Here is a 20,284-nt window from a genome sequence, read left to right as displayed (position 1 = left end):
GAAGGACGACCCGGCGCTGCGGCATCTGTTCTGTGGGGTGCCGGCCTACTTGCCGTCCAGCCCCTTGTCCTTCAGCCACTCGGCTGCGGCATCGGCGGGGTCCAGTTTCGCGTCGCCGGAGACCGAACGGTTCAGTTCAACCAGGTCATCGGTAGTCAATTCGCTGGAGACCTTATTCAGCACCGCAGCCGCGTCCTGGCTGACGACGCCGGAGTTGATCAGCGGAAGGACCTGCTGGGCGATGAAGTTGTCCTTCGGGTCTTCCAAGGAGACCAGTCCGTTGTCTTCGATCGCTGGGCTGGTGGTGAAGATGTCCGCGATCTGGACCTGATCGGAGATCAGCGCCTTGACGGTCAGCGGGCCTCCGCCATCGGCGATGGGTTCGAAGGATTTGGGAACACAGTCGTAGGCCTTCTTCAGTCCGGGCAGCCCGTAGGCCCGCGTCTTGAATTCCGGCGGAGCGCCCAGGACGAGTTTGTCGCAGACCTTCGCCAGATCCGACACGGTCTTGAGGTCATATTTCTCGGCCGTCGCCGAGGTGACGACCATCGAGTCCTTGTCTTCCGCCGCTGAGGCCTTGAGCACGCCCAACCCTTCGGGCACGGCCTTCTTGAGCGCCTCGGTAATCTCCGTATCGGAGACGGCCTTGGCGTCCTTATCGAAGAACAGCAGCAGGTTTCCCGAATAGTCGGGGACGACGTCGGCCGACCCGTCCTTCACGGCGCCGACATAGGCCTCCCGGGCCCCGATGCCCGGTTTGGTGGTCGCTTCGATGCCGGCGCCTTCCAAGGCTCCGGCATAGAGCTCGGCGATGATCTGGGATTCGGGGAAGTCGGCGCTGCCGATGACCAGTGGTCGATCCAAGGCCGATCCCGAAGCCTGTGGGCTATCTCCGGCGAGCGGGTCGGAGCCACTACAGGCCGACAGGCCCAGGGCTGCGACGATTCCGAGCGCTGCCATCAGCCGCACGCGGCGGACCGGACGGGCTCCAGAGGTGTTGATGTGGTTCATGGGGTGCCTCCTGTGTTGGTTCTCAAGCCGGGCGAGACGGCAATCCGTTGGACCATCGCCAGCACCGCATCAACCACAATAGCCAATGCTGCAATGATGACGGCCCCGCCGAAGACCTGGGGATAGTCACGGACGGCAATGCCGTCAATGAGATAGCGGCCCAGACCTCCGAGATTGATGATCGAAACGATGGCGACGGTGGCAATAACCTGCAAGACAGCCAGACGCAGGGCGCCCATGAGGACGGGCAACGCGTTGGGGACCTCGACGGTGAAAAGCACCTGCGATTCCGTCAGGCCCATGGCCCGGGCCCCATCGACGACTCCCGGGTTGACGGCCGAAATACCTGCCGCGATGCCGGCCAGCAGTGGTGGTACCGCCAACAACACCAACGCCCAGATCGGCGGCATGATGCCCAGGGTCCCCGAGAGCAGGATGAACAAGGTGACCATGCCCAACGTCGGCAGGGCACGCAGCATGCCGGATCCGGCAATGACGGCGACCCGGCCCCGGCCGGTGTGCCCAACGTAGAGGCCGATCGGCACGGCGATGACCAAGGCGATGGCCAAGGTGAGACCCGTATAGGCCAAATGCTCGACCAGACGGGTCGGTATGCCTCCGGGACCCGAGAGCGTCCCGGGGCGGGAAAACCATTCGGCGAGTCCGCCCAGTGGGCTGGCAGTGGGCACGGCAGCGGGCAGCAGGGCGATCGCGGCAGTGGAGGCACTCATGCTGCCACCCACCGTGTCGGTCGGGGTGCCGTCCGGGCGCGCTCCCAGGGGGTGAGCATCCGTTGGGCCAGCACCAGGATCAGGTCCATCAACAGGGCCAGCACCAGGGTGGCGACGATGCCCACCCCGACTTCGAAGGTGAAGCTGCGCCGCAGTCCGTCCATGAACAAGGTTCCCAGGTTGTCGATGCCGATCAGTGCCCCCACGCTGACCAACGAGATGTTGCTGACCGATACCACGCGCAATGCGGGGAAGAGGACCGGCAGCGATAACGGCAAGTCCACCGAGAAGAACCGACGCACGGGCCGGTAGCCCATGGCATCGGCGGCTCGCAGGACTGCGGGGTCCACCGATTCCAGGGCGTCGGCCGCGCTACGGACCAGCAGGGCGATGGCATACATGGTCAAGGCGACGATGATGTTCAGCGGGTCCAGGATCTGGGTGCCCAGGATGGAAGGCAGCACCACGAATAAGGCCAGTGAGGGAATCGTGTAGAGCAGGGCGCTGAGCTGGACGACGCCCCACCTCACGGTACGACGGCGCCGGGTTCCATTGATGCGGATCAGCCGGGCCACGGGAATGGAGATCAGGGCAGCGAGCAGCAGCGGCAGGATGGATTGAATGAGGTGGCTACCGGCCAGGCTCAGGATCTCCTGCCAATGACCTTCAAGCCACTTCATCGTGGTCTCTCCCACCGATCTGACGGCCAATTTCCGCGGCGTCCAGAAGTCCGGTTTCGGTTCCGTCCTCGTCCACGGCGAGCGCCAGCCCGGAGAGCGACGTCAGGGCGGCATCCAAGGCGGCACGGACGGTGGACGATCGTGGGATCCGGACGGCGTGTGCCACATCGTCGTCGGTATGCCCGGCCATCGGCTTCCAGTGCAGCTCGGTGGCGGGGCGGAAGGACAGCGCCCTGAAACCGCGGTCGCGGCCGATGAAGTGGGCGACGAAGTCATTGGCTGGGGCCCGGAGTAGTTCGTCGGGTGGGCTGAACTGTTGCAGCACTCCCCCGTTACCCATCACGGCGACGTGGTCTCCCAGCAGAACCGCCTCGTCAATATCGTGGGTGACGAAAACGATCGTCTTGGAGAGCTGGCCTTGCAGGCGCAGCAGTTCGCTTTGCAGCTCTCCGCGGACCACCGGGTCCACGGCGCTGAAGGGTTCGTCCATGAGGAGCACGGGGGGGTCCGCGGCCAGGGCCCGGGCCACCCCCACACGTTGCTGCTGGCCTCCGGAGAGTTGGGCCGGATACCTGCCGGCGAGCTCTGCGTCGAGCCCCACCGTGTCGAGCAGTTCCTTTACCCGGCGACGGTAGTCGGCCTTCGCGGTACCGATGAGTCGGGGCACCGTCGCGATGTTCTCGGCAATCGTGCGGTGCGGCATCAGGCCCCCGGCCTGCATGACATACCCCATGGAACGGCGCAGTTGATAGGGGGCGACGTCGGCGATATTGCGGCCATCGACCTCGATGGTGCCCGAGGTCGGATCCACCATGCGGTTGATCATCCTCAAGGAGGTGGTCTTCCCGCAGCCGGAAGGACCCACGAAGACGGTGATGGAGCCCTCCGGGATCTCCAGGTTGAGATCGGAGACTGCCGGAGCACCGCCGTCGTACTGTTTATTGACGTTCTCAAAGCGGATCATGGACGGCCCCCGTCAACGTGGTGGTGGTGTGCTTTCACTGCCCAGTCGACCCGTGAGGTCCGCTCCAACCGGGACAGCTCCTCGAGGTCGAACCAACCTGCCTGTGAGGTGGTGCCGTCAACTTCGAATTCCAGCTCACCACCGGTGATTTCTGCCGAGTAGAGCACCGCCACGTTTTGCAGTGGTTTATCGGTCGGGTGAAATCTGGATTCGGCAGGTATATGTCCGGCGTCCACGTCCAACAGTCCTGTCAGGCGCACGTCGTAGCCGGTTTCCTCCGAGACCTCTCTGACGGCTCCGTCTTCGATGGCCTCTCCAAGTTCAACGCCTCCCCCGGGCAGCGTCCATCGGGGGGTGAAGCCCGGCCATCTGGAACGCATGTCCCACAGGGCCAGCAAGATTTTGGAGTGACGGACCACCACACAATAGGCGGCCAGCCGTGTATCGAAACCTGTGTCCGGCTCCCGGGGCGCAGTGCTCATGGCCCCAGCGTACTGCGCCGGTCGGCCTCCCGCTCCGCGAACCGGGCCGCATGTGGTGGAATATTGGCATGTCTGCCGCCAAGAAGCCCTCAGGAAGCACCCCGTTGGACGAGGTTGACCGTGTGCTGATCTCCGAACTGCTCGCCGATGCCCGCATCAGTAATGCCGCGTTGGCCCAGCGGGCCGGGATCGCTCCGTCGACGGCCCTGCTGCGCACCCGCCAGTTGGTCGAACGCGGGATCATCGAGGGCTATCACGCTCGACTGCATCTACCGGCGGTCGGCCGGAGCGTCCAGGCGTTGATTGCCGTGAAGTTGCGCATCCACGACCGCGTTCAGATCGACAGGTTCACCGGTGGGGTGCCGCAGTTGCCCGAAGTCCTGTCGATGTTCCATGTCTCCGGCGGCACCGACTACCTGCTCCATGTGGCGGTTCCTTCAACGGAGGCACTGCGTGATTGGGTGCTGGACAACCTGGCGACCGATGAGGCCGTCGGCCATACCGAGACGACGCTGGTCTTCGATCATGTCCAGGGCCAGGCCGGCCCGCTCTGAAGAGCTGGCTGATGCCCCTAGGCGGCGTCGGGCTGCCGGTGGGCCAGCACGCTGATGGCCACCGCCAGGCATCCTGCGGCAATCACTCCGGCGAACCAGGCCACCGCTGCCGGTAAGCCGATCACTCCTGCGACCAGGCCGAGGCACAGGACCGGGACGGCGCTGCCCAGATAGGTCACCACATACACGGTGCTGATCACCTGGGAGTGTCGGGCGGGTTCCACCGCCAGGGCGACGTCGTTGAAGGCCGTGCGGAAGGCGGTGCCTTGTCCGGCACCGGCGAGCAGGCTGGCGGCGATGAGCAATGGCAGGCTGCGTACCGACCCTGCCACGGCAATCAGGACGATCCCGGCGGCCATGACCATCAGTGCCACCGGCAGCAGCTTGCGGTGCGAACGCCCCAGCAGTTGGGCGGCGGCCGAAGCGATCAGGGTCAGGGCGGCCAATGCTCCGATGCCCAGCATCGAGGTGATCCCGAACAGGTCGGCGAAATAGCGCGGGGCCAGCGAGAGCCCGAATCCGAAGAGGGCGAAGCTGAGGAACCCGATGGAAGCCGCCCGGCGGAACTGCACGCGGGCATCGGCTACGGGGCCCAGCCGGCGTGGCCGCAGGGCCTTCACCGCAGCGGCTCCGGGGGCAGGGGCCAGGGCGGGGCGGGCGTGCAGCACCCACAACGGCACCAACACGAGTAGCAAGGCGAAGCCCAACAGGAGGAACGGGGTCAGGTCGGGCCGGGGCAGGACGCCCAGCGCACCGCCCAACAGAGGGCCCGCAGCCACCCCCGACGCCGAAGCCAACAGGGTCAGCCGACTGGCCCACTCGGGGTTGCGGGGCAGGAGTTCACGCAGGGCGGCGCTACTGGCGCCCGTGCAGAGGGCGACGGCCGCCCCCTGCAGGATGCGTCCGAAGATCAGTCCCCCGAGCCCGGTGGCCAGACCGAAGACCACCGCTCCGGCCAGGCCCACGAGGACCGCGAGGACCAGGGCGGCCCGGCGGCCGATGTGATCGGACCAATGACCGTAGAGCACCAACCCGGCGATCAGCGCCAACACATAGGAGGCGAAGGCCAGGGTCACGGCGAACGGCCCCAACCCGAGCTGCTCCTGCAGGAGCGGGTACAGCGGGGTGGCCAGGTTCGCGCCGATGAGCAGAAGCGTCATGGCAGCGAAGGTCAGCAACAGGCGGGCCTTCACCGAGGCATCCCAACCGCGGTTCGGTGCCGTGGGGTGGGCGCGCATACGCAGTTCGCTGATGACGGTCACAAGGCCTCGCAGGGTGGGGTTCGGCGGCGGTGGTCTCCACGGTGGATGTCCCGTTTTGAGCTTCGAGTAATCATTCTGGGTGAGGATGGCCCCAAATATTTCACCTCGAGAGCACTAATTGATGATTTCGATCAAAATTCGACGTGAATGTGATCTACTGGGATGCATCATGGCTACTTTTGATGAACTCGAATTGCGTTTGGTCCTCGCCCTGCTCGAAGAACCCCGGGCGCAGATCGGGGACCTCTCCACCACGTTGGGGGTGGCCCGGAACACCGTGCAGTCACGACTTAAGCGACTCGATAGGACCGGGGTGTTGCGCCACGGCGGACGAGAGGTCGATGTGGCGGCGCTGGGTTTCGACGTGCTGGCGTTCATCACCATCGAGGTCTCCCACCGCGAACTCGACGCCGTCATCGCTGCCCTGAGGACCCAGGAACAGGTCCTGGAGGTCCATGAGATCTCCGGGCGCGGTGACGTGTGGTGCCGCGTCGTCGCCCGGGACACCCACCACCTTCAAAGCCTGCTGCGCTCGATCCTGCGCATGCGCGGGGTGATCCGTACGGAAACCTCCCTGGCCTTGAGCGAACATATTCCCTACCGGGCCGAACCGCTGCTGCGGCACCTCGCGGGAGCCGGCAGGCACTAAGCTGGAAGACGTCCGGACCCGGGATCAAAGACAACGCAGAACGTGGGAGCATCAGGTACTTGTCGGCATTGACACAGCGGTTGCAGGAGATTTCCGGCATGCCGCAGCCGGACCCACTGGCCTCGCCCGCCACGGCCCATGGCTGGCTTGAGCTGGCCTACGACCGCGCCTACTCGGAAGACCATCCCGGTGCCGCGCGCGCGGCGGCCGCGGGACTGGACATCCTCCGCCCCCTGTTGACCGGTTCCCCGGCGGCTCCTGCCCCCGAGGTGGGCCCCATCCCCGCCGGCGAGTCCCCCGCCCTCGAAACGGCGTTGTCGTTGCTCGGGGTCCTGGCCTCGGTCCAGCAGCTCGACGGAAACCTCTCCGATGCCGAAGAGGCCGCCGCCCGACGCATCGTCCTGTTGCGCGCGGCCCAACGGACCCATCAGGCAGACCTCGAAGAGCATCTGGGAGGACTCCTCTTCCGGGAACCCCTCCCGGAGGAAACCGCCATCCTGCAGGCCGCTCTGGCCACCCATGCGGCTTCGGGCGCCAGCGCCGATGTCCTAGCCGATGCCCGGCTGCCCCTGGCCGTGGTGCGTTTCGAAGGAGGCGACGAAGCGGCGTTGGAGGAACTGCAGCGTTGCGCCGACGACTACCGTGATGGCGGCCGCCCCGAAAGTGAGGCAGGGGCCCTGCTGTATCTAGCCCACGGATTCGCCAAACACGGTCGGCAGCCAGAAGCCATTGAAGCGGCCGACCGTTTACTGGCCCTCCAGACGAACCTGGCGATGCGGGCAGCGATCTGGATGGTCAAGGCCTCCTGCCACCACGAGCTGGGGCATCCGGTGGAGGCCGAAGGCTGCGCCGTTGAGGCGTTGGAACTGTATTCGGTGACTGGGGTCCGCCGCGGGGCGATCTCCGCCGCCGCCTTGGTGGCCAATTTCGCCTCGGCGGATCTGGATCAGGACGCAGCGATCACCGCCTGGCGGATCGCCGTCGAACAAGCCGAGCGCGGCGAATTCGAGGAAACCTGGGCCATCCGCCTCGCCTTGGGCAACCAGTTATTGGAAGCCGAGGAGTTCCTGCTCGCCGAAGAAGTTCTCGAATCGCTCGCCCATCTCTTGCAGGCCCGTGGGCGAGAAGACGACGCGGCCCGGACGTTGATGTCCCTCGGGCACTGCCTGCGTCACCAGGACCGCGAGGTCGATGCCCTGCAGGCCTGGGAAAAGGCCGCCGCCGGGTTCGAGGCGTCGGGTCTGGCCGGGGATGCCGCCCGCGCCCATCTCAGCGCCGGCACGCTCCTATCAGACGCCGAGGATCCCGGTGCCTGCCTGGGGCATTTCTCCCGGGCCACCGAACTGGCACGTGCTTGCGAAGATGATCCGACCGTGCTCCCGGTCGCCCTGCATGCTTACGGCCATGCCCTCTCCGAAAGCGGGGATCCTGCCGGTCTGGTGATCCTCGCCGAGGCGATCAAACTCGCGGACGAGGATGGGGCGGATTGGCATCAGGCCGATTTCCGGGATACCCGCGCCCGCTCTCTCTGGGCCCTAAACTACCCCACCGAGGCCGTGGCCGCCGCGCTGGAGGCCGCCGACCTGTTCCGGGTGGCCGAGGACACCGATGGGGCCGGCAATGCCGAACTTTTTGCCGCCCATGTGCTGTCCCAGACGGACCGCGGGGATGAGGCCGTCCAGTTATACCGTCTGATCGCCGCCGAGCATCGCCAGAGCGTAGCGCACTTCTATGCGGCCCAACGTGGTCTCTCCGAGGCACTCACCACCATGGAATTGCCGGTTCAGGCCAAGGAGGCGGCCGATCTGGCCAACCGGGCTCTCGTGGAGGCACAGGAGACCTACGCCCGCGACGATGAGGACCCGGAGGGGGAAGCTCCGGAGAACGAGGAAGCCCTGCCCGAGACTGCCGACCCAGCGGATCCCGTCGAGGATGCCGAGCCAAAGAACCTTCCTGAGGATCCGGAGCAGGGTTAGCTGCCCGCGCCTAGCCGGCCAGCTCGGCCAGCCTGCGGGCCATCTCCAGCCGGGCTCGCGCTTCCCGGTCCCAGGTCCGCATCCCCGGCCTTCTGGCGCCGGCAATCAGGGAAACGGCCACCGCAGCGGCCCGTGCATACAGGCAGCGGGCGTCGACCTCCCGGGAGAATTCGGCTCCCCAGACTTCCAGCGTGGACCAGATGGCCGACTCACGCTGCCGGTTTCGGCCCCCCAGCGCAGGAATCATGCCCAGGTGTCCCAGCAGGCAGGCGAGGTCATCGACCCGGTGTCCCGGTCCCACCGAGTCCAGATCCAGCAGCCCACTGACCGTTCGGCCCTCCATCAAGACGTTGGCTTCATAGAAGTCACCGTGCACCGGAACGACCGGCCCGGGGTCCTGGGCGTCGATCACCTCTCGAAGGTGTCGGGATAACGCGGCGATCTGCTGGACGTCCTCCGGCAGGGCGCAGCCGGCCGCGTGGGCGTAGCGGGCCAACCGGTCCGTCCAGGACGGGCGGCGGGGAAGCTCGAGCACTGCCGCGGGGAGTCGATCCAGCAGGGATACCAGTGTGGCCGGCTCCAGGCCTCCTGCTCCGTCCAGACGCAGTGCAGCACCGAGCGGTTCGCCGGGAAGCCCTGCCGTGGCCACGACCGAGTGGGCCACCGGGCTGATGACGTCGGCCACGGGCAGGCCGGCATCGGCGAGCAGCCGATGGCGCAGCGCCAACGGTTCTGCCTGGCCGGGACGGAGAACCTTCAGATACAGCCTGCGGGTTGCCACCACCGGTCCGGGGGTCGAGAAGTCGGCGCGGAAAACGGCCCGGCGCAAGGGACGGTAGGTCATGGTCCGCAGGCCCGTCAGCCGATCGCCCTGACCCCAGAGCCGCTGGGCTTCGGCAGCGACCCCGGCCCGGGCCAGTCCGGGCAACCGGGGGTCCTGCGGGTGGAGCCAGCTGGAGATGCGGAGCGGACCCTTGGCTTCGGCAGTGTCCTGGGGGGCTGGCAGGTGGGATTGACGCAGCCCGGGCGTCGCTTCCAGCGGTTCGGTGCTCAGGCCCACGAACTGTTCTGTCGTGCCGCGGCGAAGCGAGTAGACGGCGCTGGCTCCGGCGCCGGGACGCAGCTGAAATTGGACCTGACGGGCCGTGTCGACCACGCGGGCTTCGAAGCGGTCCGCCCAGATCTGGGCCATCAGTGTTTCTGCGTGGCGGCCCAGGGCCCCTGCCTGTTCGGCGTCGGACCATCCGGGCTGCATGGGTGGGGACCGCTGTTTCGGCTACCGCCGGTTCAGGCCCTGCGGCGTTGCAGGACGGCGTCGAGATTCATGCCACTGCTCTGCGCTGTGGGGCGACGGCGCGGAGCTTCGGGGACGGCCCGGACCTCTTCGCCGCGCTCGGCCCGTTCCGCCTGTTCGGCCAGTTGGGCTTCCTGTTCGGCGATGCGGGTCTGCGCCAGGATGCTGGTGGCCTTCTGCGGTTTCTTTTCCTCGCCGGCCGGCAGTGGCTCCGGGGCCGGACGTTCGGCCTTGGCGGCCCCAACGTAGGTCGGTTTCGGTACGGCGACCGGTTCCCATGTTGCGGGGGCGGTGGCGGCAGCCAGCGGGGCATGGTGCCGGACGCTCCCGTTTGCTTCGGGGGCTTGGGCCGCTGCGGTCTCCTGCTCACGGGCGTCGAAGACCTTGGTTGCCTGACGCCGGATCACTGGCTCGGCAGGCTGGGTGTCCATGGCTTCATGGAAGATCGCGTCCATGCGGGCCAGAACCTTCCGCCGACGGTCCCGCACCGCGAGGGCCCTCAACCCCATGAAGGATCCGACGAGCACGATCAGCCCGACGAGCGGGACGAATCCCGAGAGGATTCCGAACGGGGCCAGCAGGCCCCCGACGACCAGGGCGAGCGCAGCCAGCACGCCCGTCAGGGCGATGGCCAGTCGACCGTATCGGATCCGGAAGACTGCCGTGGTCGGTGCGGCGGACCGGGTCCGTGCGGGCGTTGCCATGGTGTTCCTCCGGGGACGTTCGGTGTCGTGGGTTCGGGTGTTCTTGGGGGCCGGTGCCGGCTGCAGATCGGCCGGATCGGGGCCGACCCTTTCCACGGTTTCCTCCGCTTGGCCGGGCGCTGATGTGAAGGCTTCGTCGAGGGTCGAGGCGAGGACGAGGGCGGGCTCGCCGGTGCGCCGACCGCGACGGATGAGTGAGGGGACGATGAAGGCGAGCAGCACGGCGATCATGGCCGCCAGAACCACTGAACTTTCGACTTGGATGTCCACACCTCGACGTTACGTGGCCCACCGTGCAGGTGTCGGCATTGACCCCGGTGTGTCCGGCCTGAAGTCGGTCTTTGACCCCGAGGTGACCTGCGGTTCAGTGTGTGGCGGCGTCCCCGAGCCAGCGGTGGAGCAATCCTTCGGGCACCTCTTCGGCGGTCAGCGCGAAGGCTCGGTGGTCGCTCCAGGCACCGTCAATATGCAGAAAGCGTTCGCGCAGGCCTTCATCACGGAACCCCAGCTTCTGCACCACGCGCAGACTGGAGGCGTTTTCGGGCCGAATATTGATCTCCATCCGGTGCAGCCCCAGCGTCGAAAAACAGTAGTCGGTGGCCAAGGCGACGGCATGCGGGGTGATTCCCCGGCCAGCGCGGCGGCCATCCACCCAATACCCCAGCGATGCGCTCAGCGCCGATCCCCAAAGAATGCCCGATACGGTGAGCTGGCCGACCATGGTCGGTTCACGTCGGTCGCTGGTACGCAGGCCGATCGCCCACGGAAGGGTCAGACCGGCCCGGGCCTGACGGTTCAGTGACGCAACCATGTCACGGTAGCTCGGCAACGGCCCCTCGGGACGCGGGGAGGTGGCTTCCCACGGTTGTAGCCATTCGGCATTGCGACGTTTCAGCGCCATCCATTCGGCCTTATCCCGGTAGCGCAGCGGCCGCAACACCAGATCACCGCTTTCCAATGCCACCGGCCACGAACCGGTCCCGAATCCCATGCTGTTAGCTTATCCGCAGCACCGCAGTTCCGAGGCCGCGGCGCCGCGTCACTTCAGCCGGGTAGCGGCTTCATCCTCGGCTTCGTGTAGCCACTGCCTTACCATCGAAGGGTGGAGACGATGTCGAAGGCGGCGGCCCGTACGCATTTCAGGGCCCTGCGTGCCGAAATGGATCCTGAACGACGCCGGCAGGAAGCTCTCGGCATCACCTCGGTTCTGCTCAGCTGGTTGGGTGAGGAGCGGAAGCGCACCCTGACCTCTGTTTTGTCTTTCGGCACCGAACCTGACACGGCAGCGCTTTTGGAGACGTTGCATGGTCTTGGCCACCGGATCCTGGTCCCCATCTGTGAGCCCGGGCGACAGCTCTCCTGGGCCGACTGGTACCCTGCGGTTCCCATGGCCCGGGCTACGGTGGCACCAATCGATGAACCCGTCGGGGAACGTCACGGGGTGGAGGTGATGGACGACGTCGATGTCGTCCTGGTCCCCGCACAGGTCGTGGATCCCGCTGGCGGGCGGTTGGGCCAGGGCGGCGGGTATTACGACCGCTTCATCGCTTCGCTGGCCACCCGCCCGACCCGTCCGGTGCTCTTGGCGATGGTTTACGAACATGAGCTGGTCCCGGAGGGGAGCTTCGAGGTCGGAGAGCTGGACCAACCGGTGGACGGGGTCATCACCGCCGCGGGAATCAGCTGGATCGGTCCTCAGCGCACCGTATGAGGTAGAATTGGCACTCGACGGATGTGAGTGCCAAAAAGGCCTCGATGGACCGCACAGGCCCTCCGCCGAGACCAGTGCAACGAAGGAAGATCATGCCTACATATGCCTACGCCTGCAAGGATTGCGGCCACACCTTCGACACCGTGCAGTCCTTCAGCGAGGATTCGCTGACCGAATGCCCCGAGTGCCATGGATTGCTGCGTAAGAAGTTCAACAGCGTCGGTGTTGTCTTCAAGGGGTCGGGCTTCTACCGGACGGATTCACGGAATAGTTCCAACGGTTCCGCCCCGGCGAGCACGGAGTCATCCTCCGGGTCCAAGACCAGCGGATCGGATTCTTCCTCCACCGCGGATTCTTCCTCCAGCTCCTCGTCGAGTTCTTCGGCGGCCGCGTCCTCGGATTCTTCCTCCGCCTCCTCCGCGGGGCAAAAGGTCTCCTCGAACTCCTGACCGGCACCCCACAGGTGGACTGGGCTTCCATCGGCGGCGCCCTCATCCACAGCCGGCATCTACTGGGCGGACACTACGGCCCGTTGAGCTTCTACTGGAAGCATGAGAAGCAGAGAACGCCGGATGGCAGCCAGCGGCCGAAGCACCGGGTACCGGCGCTCCTGGCGTGAAGTACTGGCCCGTTATCGCCGCCCGCTGGTTGCTGCCTTGGCCGCGTTGACGGTGGCCGTTGCCCTCTCGGCCGTGGCCCCCGAGCACACCGATACGTCTGCCGTCGTCGTTGCTACCCGGGATCTTCCCTCGGGAGCCGTGCTGGATGCCTCGTCGGTACGGGTCGCCCATTTGGCGCGTGAGGCCCTGCCGCCCGGCATCCTCGATGACGTCGAAGCCGTTCTCGGGCAACAATTGGCTTTTCCTGCGGCCTCGGGCTCTCCGGTGGCTTCGGCCATGCTGGTCGGACCGGGGCTCCTGACGGGAACAGCTTCCGGGACCGTCGCCGTCCCCGTCAGGCCCAGCGATCCCGAAACCATTGGGCTGCTCTCCCCCGGCCAACTCGTCGACGTCGTCCTCAGCCAAGGCAATGGCTATGAACGGGCCGTTGACTCCAAGGTCATTGCCCGCAAGGTCCCGGTGTTGTGGGTGCCCACCGGTTCGGCCGACACCTGGCTCGATTCGGGACAGGCTGCGGGCATGGTCGTCGTCGCCGCATCACAAGAGGATTCGGCTGCACTGGCGGGGGCTGCCGCCCGCGGACGGATCTTCCTGGTCCTCGTCGGCCCCGGTGTCCCCTAGCCCCAGTGCGGAGGACGCTGTTCGCGCAACCACTGGTCGTGGCTTCCCTCGCTATCGCCCCAGCCCCGCGGGTCATCGTCACCGGCCCGGGTCGGGAGCACCGGATCGAATCCCTGTCCTGCGGTGCGATCTGCTGGAGCACCAGCACCTAGATCGGCGGCGTGACGGCCGGCGGTGGACGTTTCATCCTGGCCGGCCCGGCTCTGATCCTGCTCGTCGGCTCCCATGTCATCCTCCCGATGGTGGTGGGTATCTGCCGGGTCATCCAGACCCAGGTAACGTGCCATAGTGGAGGCGATGCTGGCCGGGTCCGAGAAGACGTCGATCGTCCACAAGGGGATATAGCGCCATCCCATGGTCTCCAGGAGTTGCGGGCGCAGACGGCTGCGTTCACGCACGGTCATGTTCCGGTACTCTTCGGTCCCATCGGAGACGACGGCCAACGGCAGCTCGGCCCCTGCGCTCGTATCCGCTGCCTGGGCGGCAAGATCCAGTACACCACGGTAGCGTTCCTTCACGATGGCCCCGGCGGCTTCGAGCCGCTCCTTCAGATCCGCTACCAGCGGGTCCTCCAAGGGGTGCCCATCACCGGTGACACCTGATTCGCCGGAGAGCACACGGCCCACCAACTCGATGAATTGTCGGGCCCCGCCGGTCACCCGGTCCATATCCATGTCCTCGGGTGCCACGGCGCTGACCAGATGCAGCAGGTCGCGTGAACGTGTCACCCCGGTCACGAAGAGCTCGTCGCCACGTTCCGAGGACAGTGCACCGAAATCGTGCAGGCTCTTGCCATGCGGGGTCCGCCCGTAGCCGAGCGAGAAGATCACGGCATCACGGACCAACCCGTGGGCACGTTCCACCGAAGAAACCTGGAAGGCTTCCACGCGTTCCTTGAAGAAGGGCTGCGCCCCCGGATGGTTGGGCAGCTGCAGGGAAATGGCCTCGGCGATCCTGGCGGCGTGACGCTGGTTCGCGGCGATCACTGCCAGGGAACGGTGCGGCCGGCGGCGGATATGGCTAAAGACCAGATCCACGACCCGGTTGACTTCAGCGACGGTCGTCTCCACCGATTCCCCGCCCGAACCGGGCATCCCTGTTCCGTCCGGAACATAGTCCACCGACAGCGAGGGGGTTCCCCCGGACATCGCCCGGGCGGCCGGCAGCCGGTGCAGCGATCCCGAATAGTAGGCACGCCCCAAGGCTTCGGTCAGTCCCTCATCGACGCCCCGGTACACGGTGCGCAAGCGCCGCAGGGGCAGCACGGTGGAGAGTTCCTCGAAGGTGCTGGCTGGTTCGTGGGGTGCACGGGCCGAGGCGGTGGGATCGACCGAGACGTTGAAGCCACGCGGTTTGCCCAGCATGGCGTCGCCGAAGGCGATGACCTGTCCCGAACGGCTGATGGAGCCCACCGCCGAACGGAGCGACAGGGCATCAGCATCGAGCAGGATCACTGCGTCGAATTCGACATCTTCGGGGACGACGGCGGGGATCAGTAGCGGGGATCCGATCCAGACGGGGACCAGGGCGTTGACCAGTCCGACCCCCAGACCGGCGACGTCCTCCAAGGTGGGCTCGCCGTTCTTGAGCAGGGAACGCAGTTCACGGGAGGCGGCCCGGTGGTCGGCCAAAGCTGCCTTCCACCGTTGGGCCAGTTGCCACCTCAGGCGTGAGGCGCCCGAAGCGATATGGGCGTTGTCGGCCAGGCGGTATTCGGCCTCAAGTCGGCGCAGGCTCGCGCCGTCGGACATGGCCAGGTATTCGTCACCGGAGATCATGGCCTCCAAGGCCGACTGCCACCAGGCCAGATCCAGTTCGGCAGCCACCTCATCGGCGTCGACTTCGCGTTCGGCCAGATCCTCGAGCAGTTCACCGAGTCCCTGTTCACGCAGTTGCTCCAGGACCAGGGTGCGTTCGGGCAAGACGTGCAAGGCGTTCTCGTCGTCAACGAGGTCCTTCAGCCGGGTCACCAGCTCCTCCAGCGGCAGGTGCTGCAGTTCGTCATCGGCGTCCACGGGGGCCAGGGCCTCATCGAGTCGGGCAATCCGCGCTGCGGCGTCGAGGTAGGCCTTATTCAGTTCGATGAGTCCGGTGGGAACCTTGGGATGCCGCTGGCTCGTGGCATAGCTATTCCACATTTCGCGCTGCTGCTGGACCTCGATGATGGAGGTGTGCAGATCGGAGATATGTACACCGGGGCGCACGTATTCCTTGGCCACACGGCGAAGCCGCGAACGGGTGATGGAGCTCATCTCGATACCGCGTTCGCGGCGCCACGAGGAGCTGGCGGTGGCGCTGATGAGGTCCTCGACCGAACGGTCGAAGATATCCGGTTCGAATTTGTCCAGGGACCCGCGGACAGCCACCAGCAGGTCCAGCTGGGCACCCCATTCCACGAAGGTCTCCCCCAGGGTGATTTCTGAGTGTTCGGCGACCTTGAGCATCTGGGCGTGCAGTTTGGGCAGGTCTTCGGCCAGTGAGCTGGCAATCTCCAAGGCGTCATCGGTCTCCCGACGATTGCGTAGGCGCGCCCCGTACCAGGGGCTGGCCGTGGTGGAGGCGGTGAAACTGCCGACTTCGGCAGCCCGGCGCAGTCGCACCGCTGTTTCTTCGCGGTCGCTGATGCTGTCCAATACGGAGCGTTTGAGCCGAACCGAGGTGGCCGGTGCCGGGTCCATGGAGGTGAGGCGGGCCAGTTCCTGCATCGCCTGGTAGGGCGAACATCCCCAACGGCTGCGCACATCGTGGAGGGAGTTCACGTGGTCCAGGAGGGCATGGCGGTGCTCGGTCAGACGCTGGTGGAGCTGACCCAGCTGTGGTTCGGCGGCACGTTCGTTCCGCAGGATCGCCTGGGTTAGCTGGTCGCGCAGTTCCTCGGGCCCGACCTCTGGCGACAGGCGCAGGGCCATGGAGGCCAGATCAAGTTCGGCCAATTTTTCGGTCAGGCTCCGCGCGGTTTCCCGGCGTTCGGCCACGATGAGCACCCGTTTGCCTTGGCCGGCCAAGATCGCCGCGGCGTTGACGGCCGTTTGGGTCTGCCCGGTTCCGGGTGGGCTGGAGACGACGACGGATTCCCCGGCATCGACCAGGTCGAGGACCTCCTGCTGGCTGGCGTCCGCGTTCAGGACCAGGGCCTCGTCCGCGGGATGACGTTCGTCGCTGCTCAGGACGGTGACCTCGGGTTCCTCCACGACGACTTCCTCGCCGGCGTCCTCGTCCAGCAGGCGGGAAATCACCGGGTGGGTGACGTCGATGCGCGAGGGGTCGGCGGGATCTGCCAAATCAGCGAAGGTCGATACGAGCAAACGGTGTTCGATGACGGTTCCCGGCAGGGAAGCCACCTGCTCCCGCAGGGTGTCCAACGCGCGGCGCGGATCGAACCGGGCGGTCATATACGCGGCGCCTTCGAGGGCCTCCACGTCGATGTCCAGTCCTTGCTGCTCCTGGAAGTAGCGCACCAGCGCCGGGTTCACCTGGGCTCGCCCGGCCAGCTGGACTTCGTCTTCTTCCTGTCCTTCCCGCTGGGTCAACGAAATCCGCCCGAGCATGATCGGGGCGCTGAACTGTTCGGAACGACCATCTTGGACAGCCCGCCAGGTCGCCACGCCGGAAGCGAGGTATCCCACATCGATGCCGCGGTCCTCGGAGAGTTCGCGGATCTTCGCGCGCAATGCCCGTGCGGTGCGGCGGCCCTGGTTATAGGCGTCGACGTCACGCAGGAGCATGGACAGGCGGGTGCGCCGGCCGGCCAGGAACTGTGCCAACCCCGAGGGGTGGGCGTGGGTGATGTCGATGCAGTTGGACGTCGAACCGGCAAAGCGCAGCAGGGTATCGGTTCCCGCACCCGGACCGAGCTTCTCTAGCCAATCGGTCAATGCTGCCTCGCCTTGTTGCGTCCCTACCACCGGAACACCACCTTCCTCACATTTGGTCCCCCGTCAGAACCCGCCCAGCGCGGGGTGATGGAGATCGGCCAGTACGCAATCCTCAGCGCACGCCACTACTTAAGGTACGCGACCCCGGCACCTCGGTGCTTGATCGCAACACGTCCACGACGGGTTAAGCCAGCGAAGAGAGGGCCTGATGCCCTCCCTTCACCTCAGCCCAGGCCCCGACGGGGCCGTGGGCCTACTCCCATTCGATGGTTCCCGGGGGCTTGCTGGTGACGTCCAAGACCACCCGGTTGACCCCATCGACCTCGTTGGTGATCCGGTTGGAGATCCGCGCGAGCAGATCGTAGGGCAGCCGTGACCAGTCCGCGGTCATGGCGTCCTCGGAGGACACCGGACGCAAAACGATCGGATGCCCGTAGGTGCGGCCGTCGCCTTGAACGCCGACCGAACGCACGTCGGCCAACAGGACGACGGGCATCTGCCAGACCTCCTGATCAAGCCCGGCGTTGGTCAGTTCCGCGCGGGCGATGGCGTCGGCCTTGCGCAGCAGCTCCAGCCGTTCCTCATCCACCGAGCCGATGATGCGGATGCCCAGCCCCGGGCCGGGGAAGGGCTGACGCTGCACGATTTCGGCTGGCAGGCCCAATTGGGCTCCGACGGCACGAACCTCATCCTTGAACAGTTCGCGGAGTGGTTCGACGAGCTCGAACTGCAGGTCCTCGGGCAGACCACCGACGTTGTGGTGGCTCTTGATGTTTGCAGCACCTTCGCCGCCCCCGGATTCGACGACGTCGGGGTAGAGGGTGCCTTGGACCAGGAAGCGCACCGGTTCGCCGGTATCTGCTGCTTCGGACATGATCGCTGCCTCGGCGGCTTCGAACGCGCGGATAAATTCGCGGCCGATGATCTTACGTTTGGTTTCGGGGTCGGTGACGTCCTTCAACGCGCTCAGGAAGCGTTCACGTTCGTCCGCGACATGCAGCTTGGCGCCGGTGGCCGCGACGAAATCGCGTTCAACCTGTTCGGCTTCGCCTTCGCGCAGTAGTCCGTGGTTGACGAAAACACAGGTCAGTTGGTCGCCGATGGCTTCCTGGACCAGCGCTGCCGCGACGGCCGAATCAACACCGCCGGACAGACCGCAGATCGCCCGGCCGGAACCGACCTGCCCGCGGATGCGGGCGACCTGCTCCTCAAGGATGTTCCCGGTGTTCCAGCTCGGTTCCAGGCCGGCACCGTTGAACAGGAAGTTCTCCAGAACCCGCTGCCCATAGACCGAGTGCTTGACCTCGGGGTGCCATTGGACGCCGAAGAGTCGTTTGTCTTCGTTGGCGAAGGCCGCCACGGGGGCGCCTTCGGTGGAGGCCAGGACGTCGAAGCCTTCCGGTGCTTCGTGCACCGAGTCGCCGTGGCTCATCCAGACCTGCTGGTCCTCCGGCAGTCCGGCCAGCAGGGAGCGTGAGACCCCGGTGGAGGTGGCATCGGTGGACCCGTATTCCCGCAGGCCGGTCTGGGCGACTTTTCCGCCCAGGGCGTTGGCCATCGCTTGGAAGCCGTAACAGATGCCCAAGACCGGCACACCGGCCTCGAAGAGGTCTGAGCCGACGCTCGGGGCACCGTCAGCGTAAACGCTGGAGGGCCCGCCGGAGAGGATGATGGCCGCTGGATTCTTGGCCAAGATCTGCTCGGTCGTAAAGGTGTGCGGAACGATCTCCGAATACACATTGGCCTCACGGACGCGGCGTGCGATCAGCTGCGCGTACTGGGCTCCGTAGTCGACGACCAGAACCGGCTGGTGCTCTGGGGTGGGTGCTGGGTTGCTCACGCGCTCCAGCTTAGTCGCCAGCGGGCGTCGACCGCACCTTCACCCTCGGGACCGCGTTTTTCCTCAGTAGCGTTTGGCCGCCTCGGGGTGTTCACGCAGCTCCCGTTCGACCTCCCCGTGGACCTTTTTTTCCATGTAGAACGAGAGCAACGGCACGACCCCGCCCAGGGCGATCGTGATGAACCGGCTGAAGGGCCAGCGCATTTTGGACCACAGGTTGAAATCGGCCAGCAGGTAAATCACGTACATCCAGCCGTGGACGATCAACACCGTGGTGGAGAGGTTCAGCGAGCCGAGGTAGGCCTCGAAGCTGAAGGCATATTTGGCGATCATCTCCACGCAGAGCAAGAGCAACATCACGCCGGTGGCGTAGGCGAGCACGCGATAGAAGGTTGCTGCCGTGCGGATTTGTGCTGGCGTTCCGGCGAAGCGGCGCTTGCGGGGTGCTGGACTGGGTTGCTGGGTCACTGCTGGTCCTCATGAGTCGGGGGGTTGGTTGCTGCCTGGGCTTCGGCCAGAGCGTCTTCGATGTCTTCTTGTTGACGCCGGTAGTCGTCGACGACCAGACGCCACCAGAGGAAGACGGCAAAGCCTGCGAAGACGACCCATTCGATGCCGTAGAAGATATTCAGCCAGTTCAGTGGCTGTTCTTGGGGTTGGGGTCCAACAGTGACCTCGTCCAACCCGACGGACGTCGCACCAGCGTCCGCCCCATCGGGGCCGGTGACCTGGGAGGCGACGATGAAGCCGCTATAGGAAGGCACGTCCCAGATGTTGATGAGTTCGGCGACCGAGAGGGAGCGCAATGCCGGATCGCCATCGGGCTTCTGGTCGATCGGCGCTTCGGTGGGAAGCAGCCGACCGGTGACTTCCAGCTCGCCGGCCGGAGCGGCCGGCGGCGTCGTCGATTCGGGCTGCCAGCCCCGGACAACGGGGATCGTGTTCTTATCCGGTGCACCGTCGACGGCGAAGGCAGAGACGACCCAGAATCCCTGGGTTCCGTCTTGGACACGGCCTCTCACCAGGACTTCCTTATCCTTCAGAAAGCGCCCCTTGGCTGTCACGACTTGGTCAGCAACCGATTCGAACATCACCGTTTCGGGCTCGAAGTGGTCGGTCAACGGCACCGATGATTCGGTGGTGGATACCGGCGGCGGCGGCGCATCCTGGGATCTGGAGAACTGCCACTGGCTCAGCAGCACGAAGCCGCTCGCCAACAAAAGGGCCCCCAGCAGAGCGAGGATCCATTTGGGCTTCAGGGCAGTCTTCAACACACACCCAACCGTACTTCGATTGCTTGTAGAAGAGCG

19 protein-coding genes and 1 pseudogene are annotated in these 20,284 nt (G+C 65.9%); 6 read left to right on the top strand and 14 right to left on the bottom strand.

The features are described 5' to 3' along the window. Window positions 1–45: 45 nt before the first annotated feature. The 5 genes from CIK75_RS12060 to CIK75_RS12040 are packed head-to-tail and all read right to left on the bottom strand — an operon-like array spanning window position 46 to window position 3,868. Window positions 46–1,011: an ABC transporter substrate-binding protein gene (locus CIK75_RS12060; RefSeq protein WP_086999518.1), complete on the bottom strand. Its 966-nt coding sequence runs from the start codon at window positions 1,009–1,011 to the stop codon at window positions 46–48. Continuing rightward, a complete protein-coding gene (locus CIK75_RS12055) occupies window positions 1,008–1,742 on the bottom strand; it encodes an ABC transporter permease (RefSeq protein WP_086999516.1) in 735 nt (244 codons plus the stop codon). The genes CIK75_RS12060 and CIK75_RS12055 overlap by 4 nt, the downstream gene beginning before the upstream one ends. Beyond that, the gene (locus tag CIK75_RS12050; RefSeq protein WP_086999514.1) at window positions 1,739–2,422 is read right to left on the bottom strand and encodes an ABC transporter permease subunit; all 684 of its coding nucleotides are present in this window, start codon (window positions 2,420–2,422) and stop codon (window positions 1,739–1,741) included. The genes CIK75_RS12055 and CIK75_RS12050 overlap by 4 nt, the downstream gene beginning before the upstream one ends. Then, complete coding sequence (locus tag CIK75_RS12045) at window positions 2,409–3,386, bottom strand: ATP-binding cassette domain-containing protein (protein WP_086999512.1); 978 nt, start codon at window positions 3,384–3,386, stop codon at window positions 2,409–2,411. Before CIK75_RS12045 ends, CIK75_RS12050 begins: the two co-directional genes overlap by 14 nt. Then, the gene (locus tag CIK75_RS12040; RefSeq protein WP_086999510.1) at window positions 3,383–3,868 is read right to left on the bottom strand and encodes an NUDIX domain-containing protein; all 486 of its coding nucleotides are present in this window, start codon (window positions 3,866–3,868) and stop codon (window positions 3,383–3,385) included. Before CIK75_RS12040 ends, CIK75_RS12045 begins: the two co-directional genes overlap by 4 nt. 68 nt (window positions 3,869–3,936) lie before the next feature. Here CIK75_RS12040 and CIK75_RS12035 point away from each other — a divergent pair, with 68 nt between their 5' ends. After that, complete coding sequence (locus tag CIK75_RS12035) at window positions 3,937–4,422, top strand: Lrp/AsnC family transcriptional regulator (protein ID WP_096224362.1); 486 nt, start codon at window positions 3,937–3,939, stop codon at window positions 4,420–4,422. Window positions 4,423–4,439: 17 nt separating this feature from the next. On the opposite strand, the gene CIK75_RS12030 is transcribed toward CIK75_RS12035, so the two are convergent. After that, window positions 4,440–5,684, bottom strand: coding sequence for an MFS transporter (locus CIK75_RS12030; RefSeq protein WP_096224361.1), 1,245 nt, complete (start codon window positions 5,682–5,684; stop codon window positions 4,440–4,442). Between the two features lie 169 nt (window positions 5,685–5,853). Between CIK75_RS12030 and CIK75_RS12025 the strand changes: the two genes are divergently transcribed. Both CIK75_RS12025 and CIK75_RS12020 read left to right on the top strand, forming a co-directional pair. Beyond that, entirely contained in the window at window positions 5,854–6,333 is a 480-nt protein-coding gene (locus tag CIK75_RS12025) for an Lrp/AsnC family transcriptional regulator (RefSeq protein WP_087000021.1), read from the top strand. A 98-nt stretch (window positions 6,334–6,431) separates the two neighbouring features. Next, window positions 6,432–8,309 (top strand): hypothetical protein, encoded by a 1,878-nt coding sequence (locus CIK75_RS12020; protein ID WP_096224360.1) that lies wholly within the window; start codon window positions 6,432–6,434, stop codon window positions 8,307–8,309. Window positions 8,310–8,319: 10 nt separating this feature from the next. Here CIK75_RS12020 and CIK75_RS12015 read toward each other — a convergent pair whose 3' ends face one another. The 3 genes from CIK75_RS12015 to CIK75_RS12005 form a co-directional block, all read right to left on the bottom strand. Continuing rightward, window positions 8,320–9,564, bottom strand: coding sequence for an aminoglycoside phosphotransferase family protein (locus CIK75_RS12015; RefSeq protein ID WP_096224359.1), 1,245 nt, complete (start codon window positions 9,562–9,564; stop codon window positions 8,320–8,322). A 32-nt stretch (window positions 9,565–9,596) separates the two neighbouring features. Further along, a complete protein-coding gene (locus tag CIK75_RS12010; RefSeq protein ID WP_096224358.1) occupies window positions 9,597–10,577 on the bottom strand; it encodes a hypothetical protein in 981 nt (326 codons plus the stop codon). A gap of 94 nt (window positions 10,578–10,671) precedes the next feature. Continuing rightward, entirely contained in the window at window positions 10,672–11,298 is a 627-nt protein-coding gene (locus tag CIK75_RS12005; protein ID WP_086999498.1) for a GNAT family protein, read from the bottom strand. Between the two features lie 120 nt (window positions 11,299–11,418). Between CIK75_RS12005 and CIK75_RS12000 the strand changes: the two genes are divergently transcribed. Further along, window positions 11,419–12,018 carry a 5-formyltetrahydrofolate cyclo-ligase gene (locus CIK75_RS12000; RefSeq protein ID WP_096224357.1) on the top strand — a complete coding sequence of 200 codons (600 nt, stop codon included), beginning with the start codon at window positions 11,419–11,421 and terminating at the stop codon, window positions 12,016–12,018. Window positions 12,019–12,062: 44 nt separating this feature from the next. Next, window positions 12,063–12,251: pseudogene (locus CIK75_RS16670) on the top strand (FmdB family zinc ribbon protein); the annotation flags it as partial. Between the two features lie 14 nt (window positions 12,252–12,265). Here the strand turns inward: CIK75_RS16670 and CIK75_RS16665 are convergent. Further along, window positions 12,266–12,526, bottom strand: coding sequence for a hypothetical protein (locus CIK75_RS16665; RefSeq protein ID WP_343251903.1), 261 nt, complete (start codon window positions 12,524–12,526; stop codon window positions 12,266–12,268). Between the two features lie 43 nt (window positions 12,527–12,569). Here CIK75_RS16665 and cpaB point away from each other — a divergent pair, with 43 nt between their 5' ends. After that, window positions 12,570–13,259 (top strand): Flp pilus assembly protein CpaB, encoded by a 690-nt coding sequence (gene cpaB, locus CIK75_RS11990; protein WP_096224355.1) that lies wholly within the window; start codon window positions 12,570–12,572, stop codon window positions 13,257–13,259. Here the strand turns inward: cpaB and CIK75_RS11985 are convergent. The 4 genes from CIK75_RS11985 to CIK75_RS11970 form a co-directional block, all read right to left on the bottom strand. Beyond that, window positions 13,256–17,134 (bottom strand): DUF4011 domain-containing protein, encoded by a 3,879-nt coding sequence (locus CIK75_RS11985; protein WP_158225963.1) that lies wholly within the window; start codon window positions 17,132–17,134, stop codon window positions 13,256–13,258. The two genes, cpaB and CIK75_RS11985, sit on opposite strands and share 4 nt — an antisense overlap. 253 nt (window positions 17,135–17,387) lie before the next feature. Further along, window positions 17,388–18,974: a glutamine-hydrolyzing GMP synthase gene (guaA, locus tag CIK75_RS11980; RefSeq protein WP_086999488.1), complete on the bottom strand. Its 1,587-nt coding sequence runs from the start codon at window positions 18,972–18,974 to the stop codon at window positions 17,388–17,390. A gap of 63 nt (window positions 18,975–19,037) precedes the next feature. Next, window positions 19,038–19,442 carry a DUF3817 domain-containing protein gene (locus CIK75_RS11975; protein ID WP_086999486.1) on the bottom strand — a complete coding sequence of 135 codons (405 nt, stop codon included), beginning with the start codon at window positions 19,440–19,442 and terminating at the stop codon, window positions 19,038–19,040. Beyond that, entirely contained in the window at window positions 19,439–20,248 is an 810-nt protein-coding gene (locus CIK75_RS11970; protein WP_096224353.1) for an SURF1 family protein, read from the bottom strand. The genes CIK75_RS11975 and CIK75_RS11970 overlap by 4 nt, the downstream gene beginning before the upstream one ends. Window positions 20,249–20,284 lie beyond the last annotated feature (36 nt).

This window comes from Glutamicibacter sp. BW78 (genome assembly GCF_002332245.1).
In the GTDB taxonomy this organism is placed as follows: Bacteria; Actinomycetota; Actinomycetes; order Actinomycetales; family Micrococcaceae; genus Arthrobacter_H; species Arthrobacter_H rhombi_A.
This window is presented reverse-complemented; position numbering and strand designations above follow the sequence as displayed.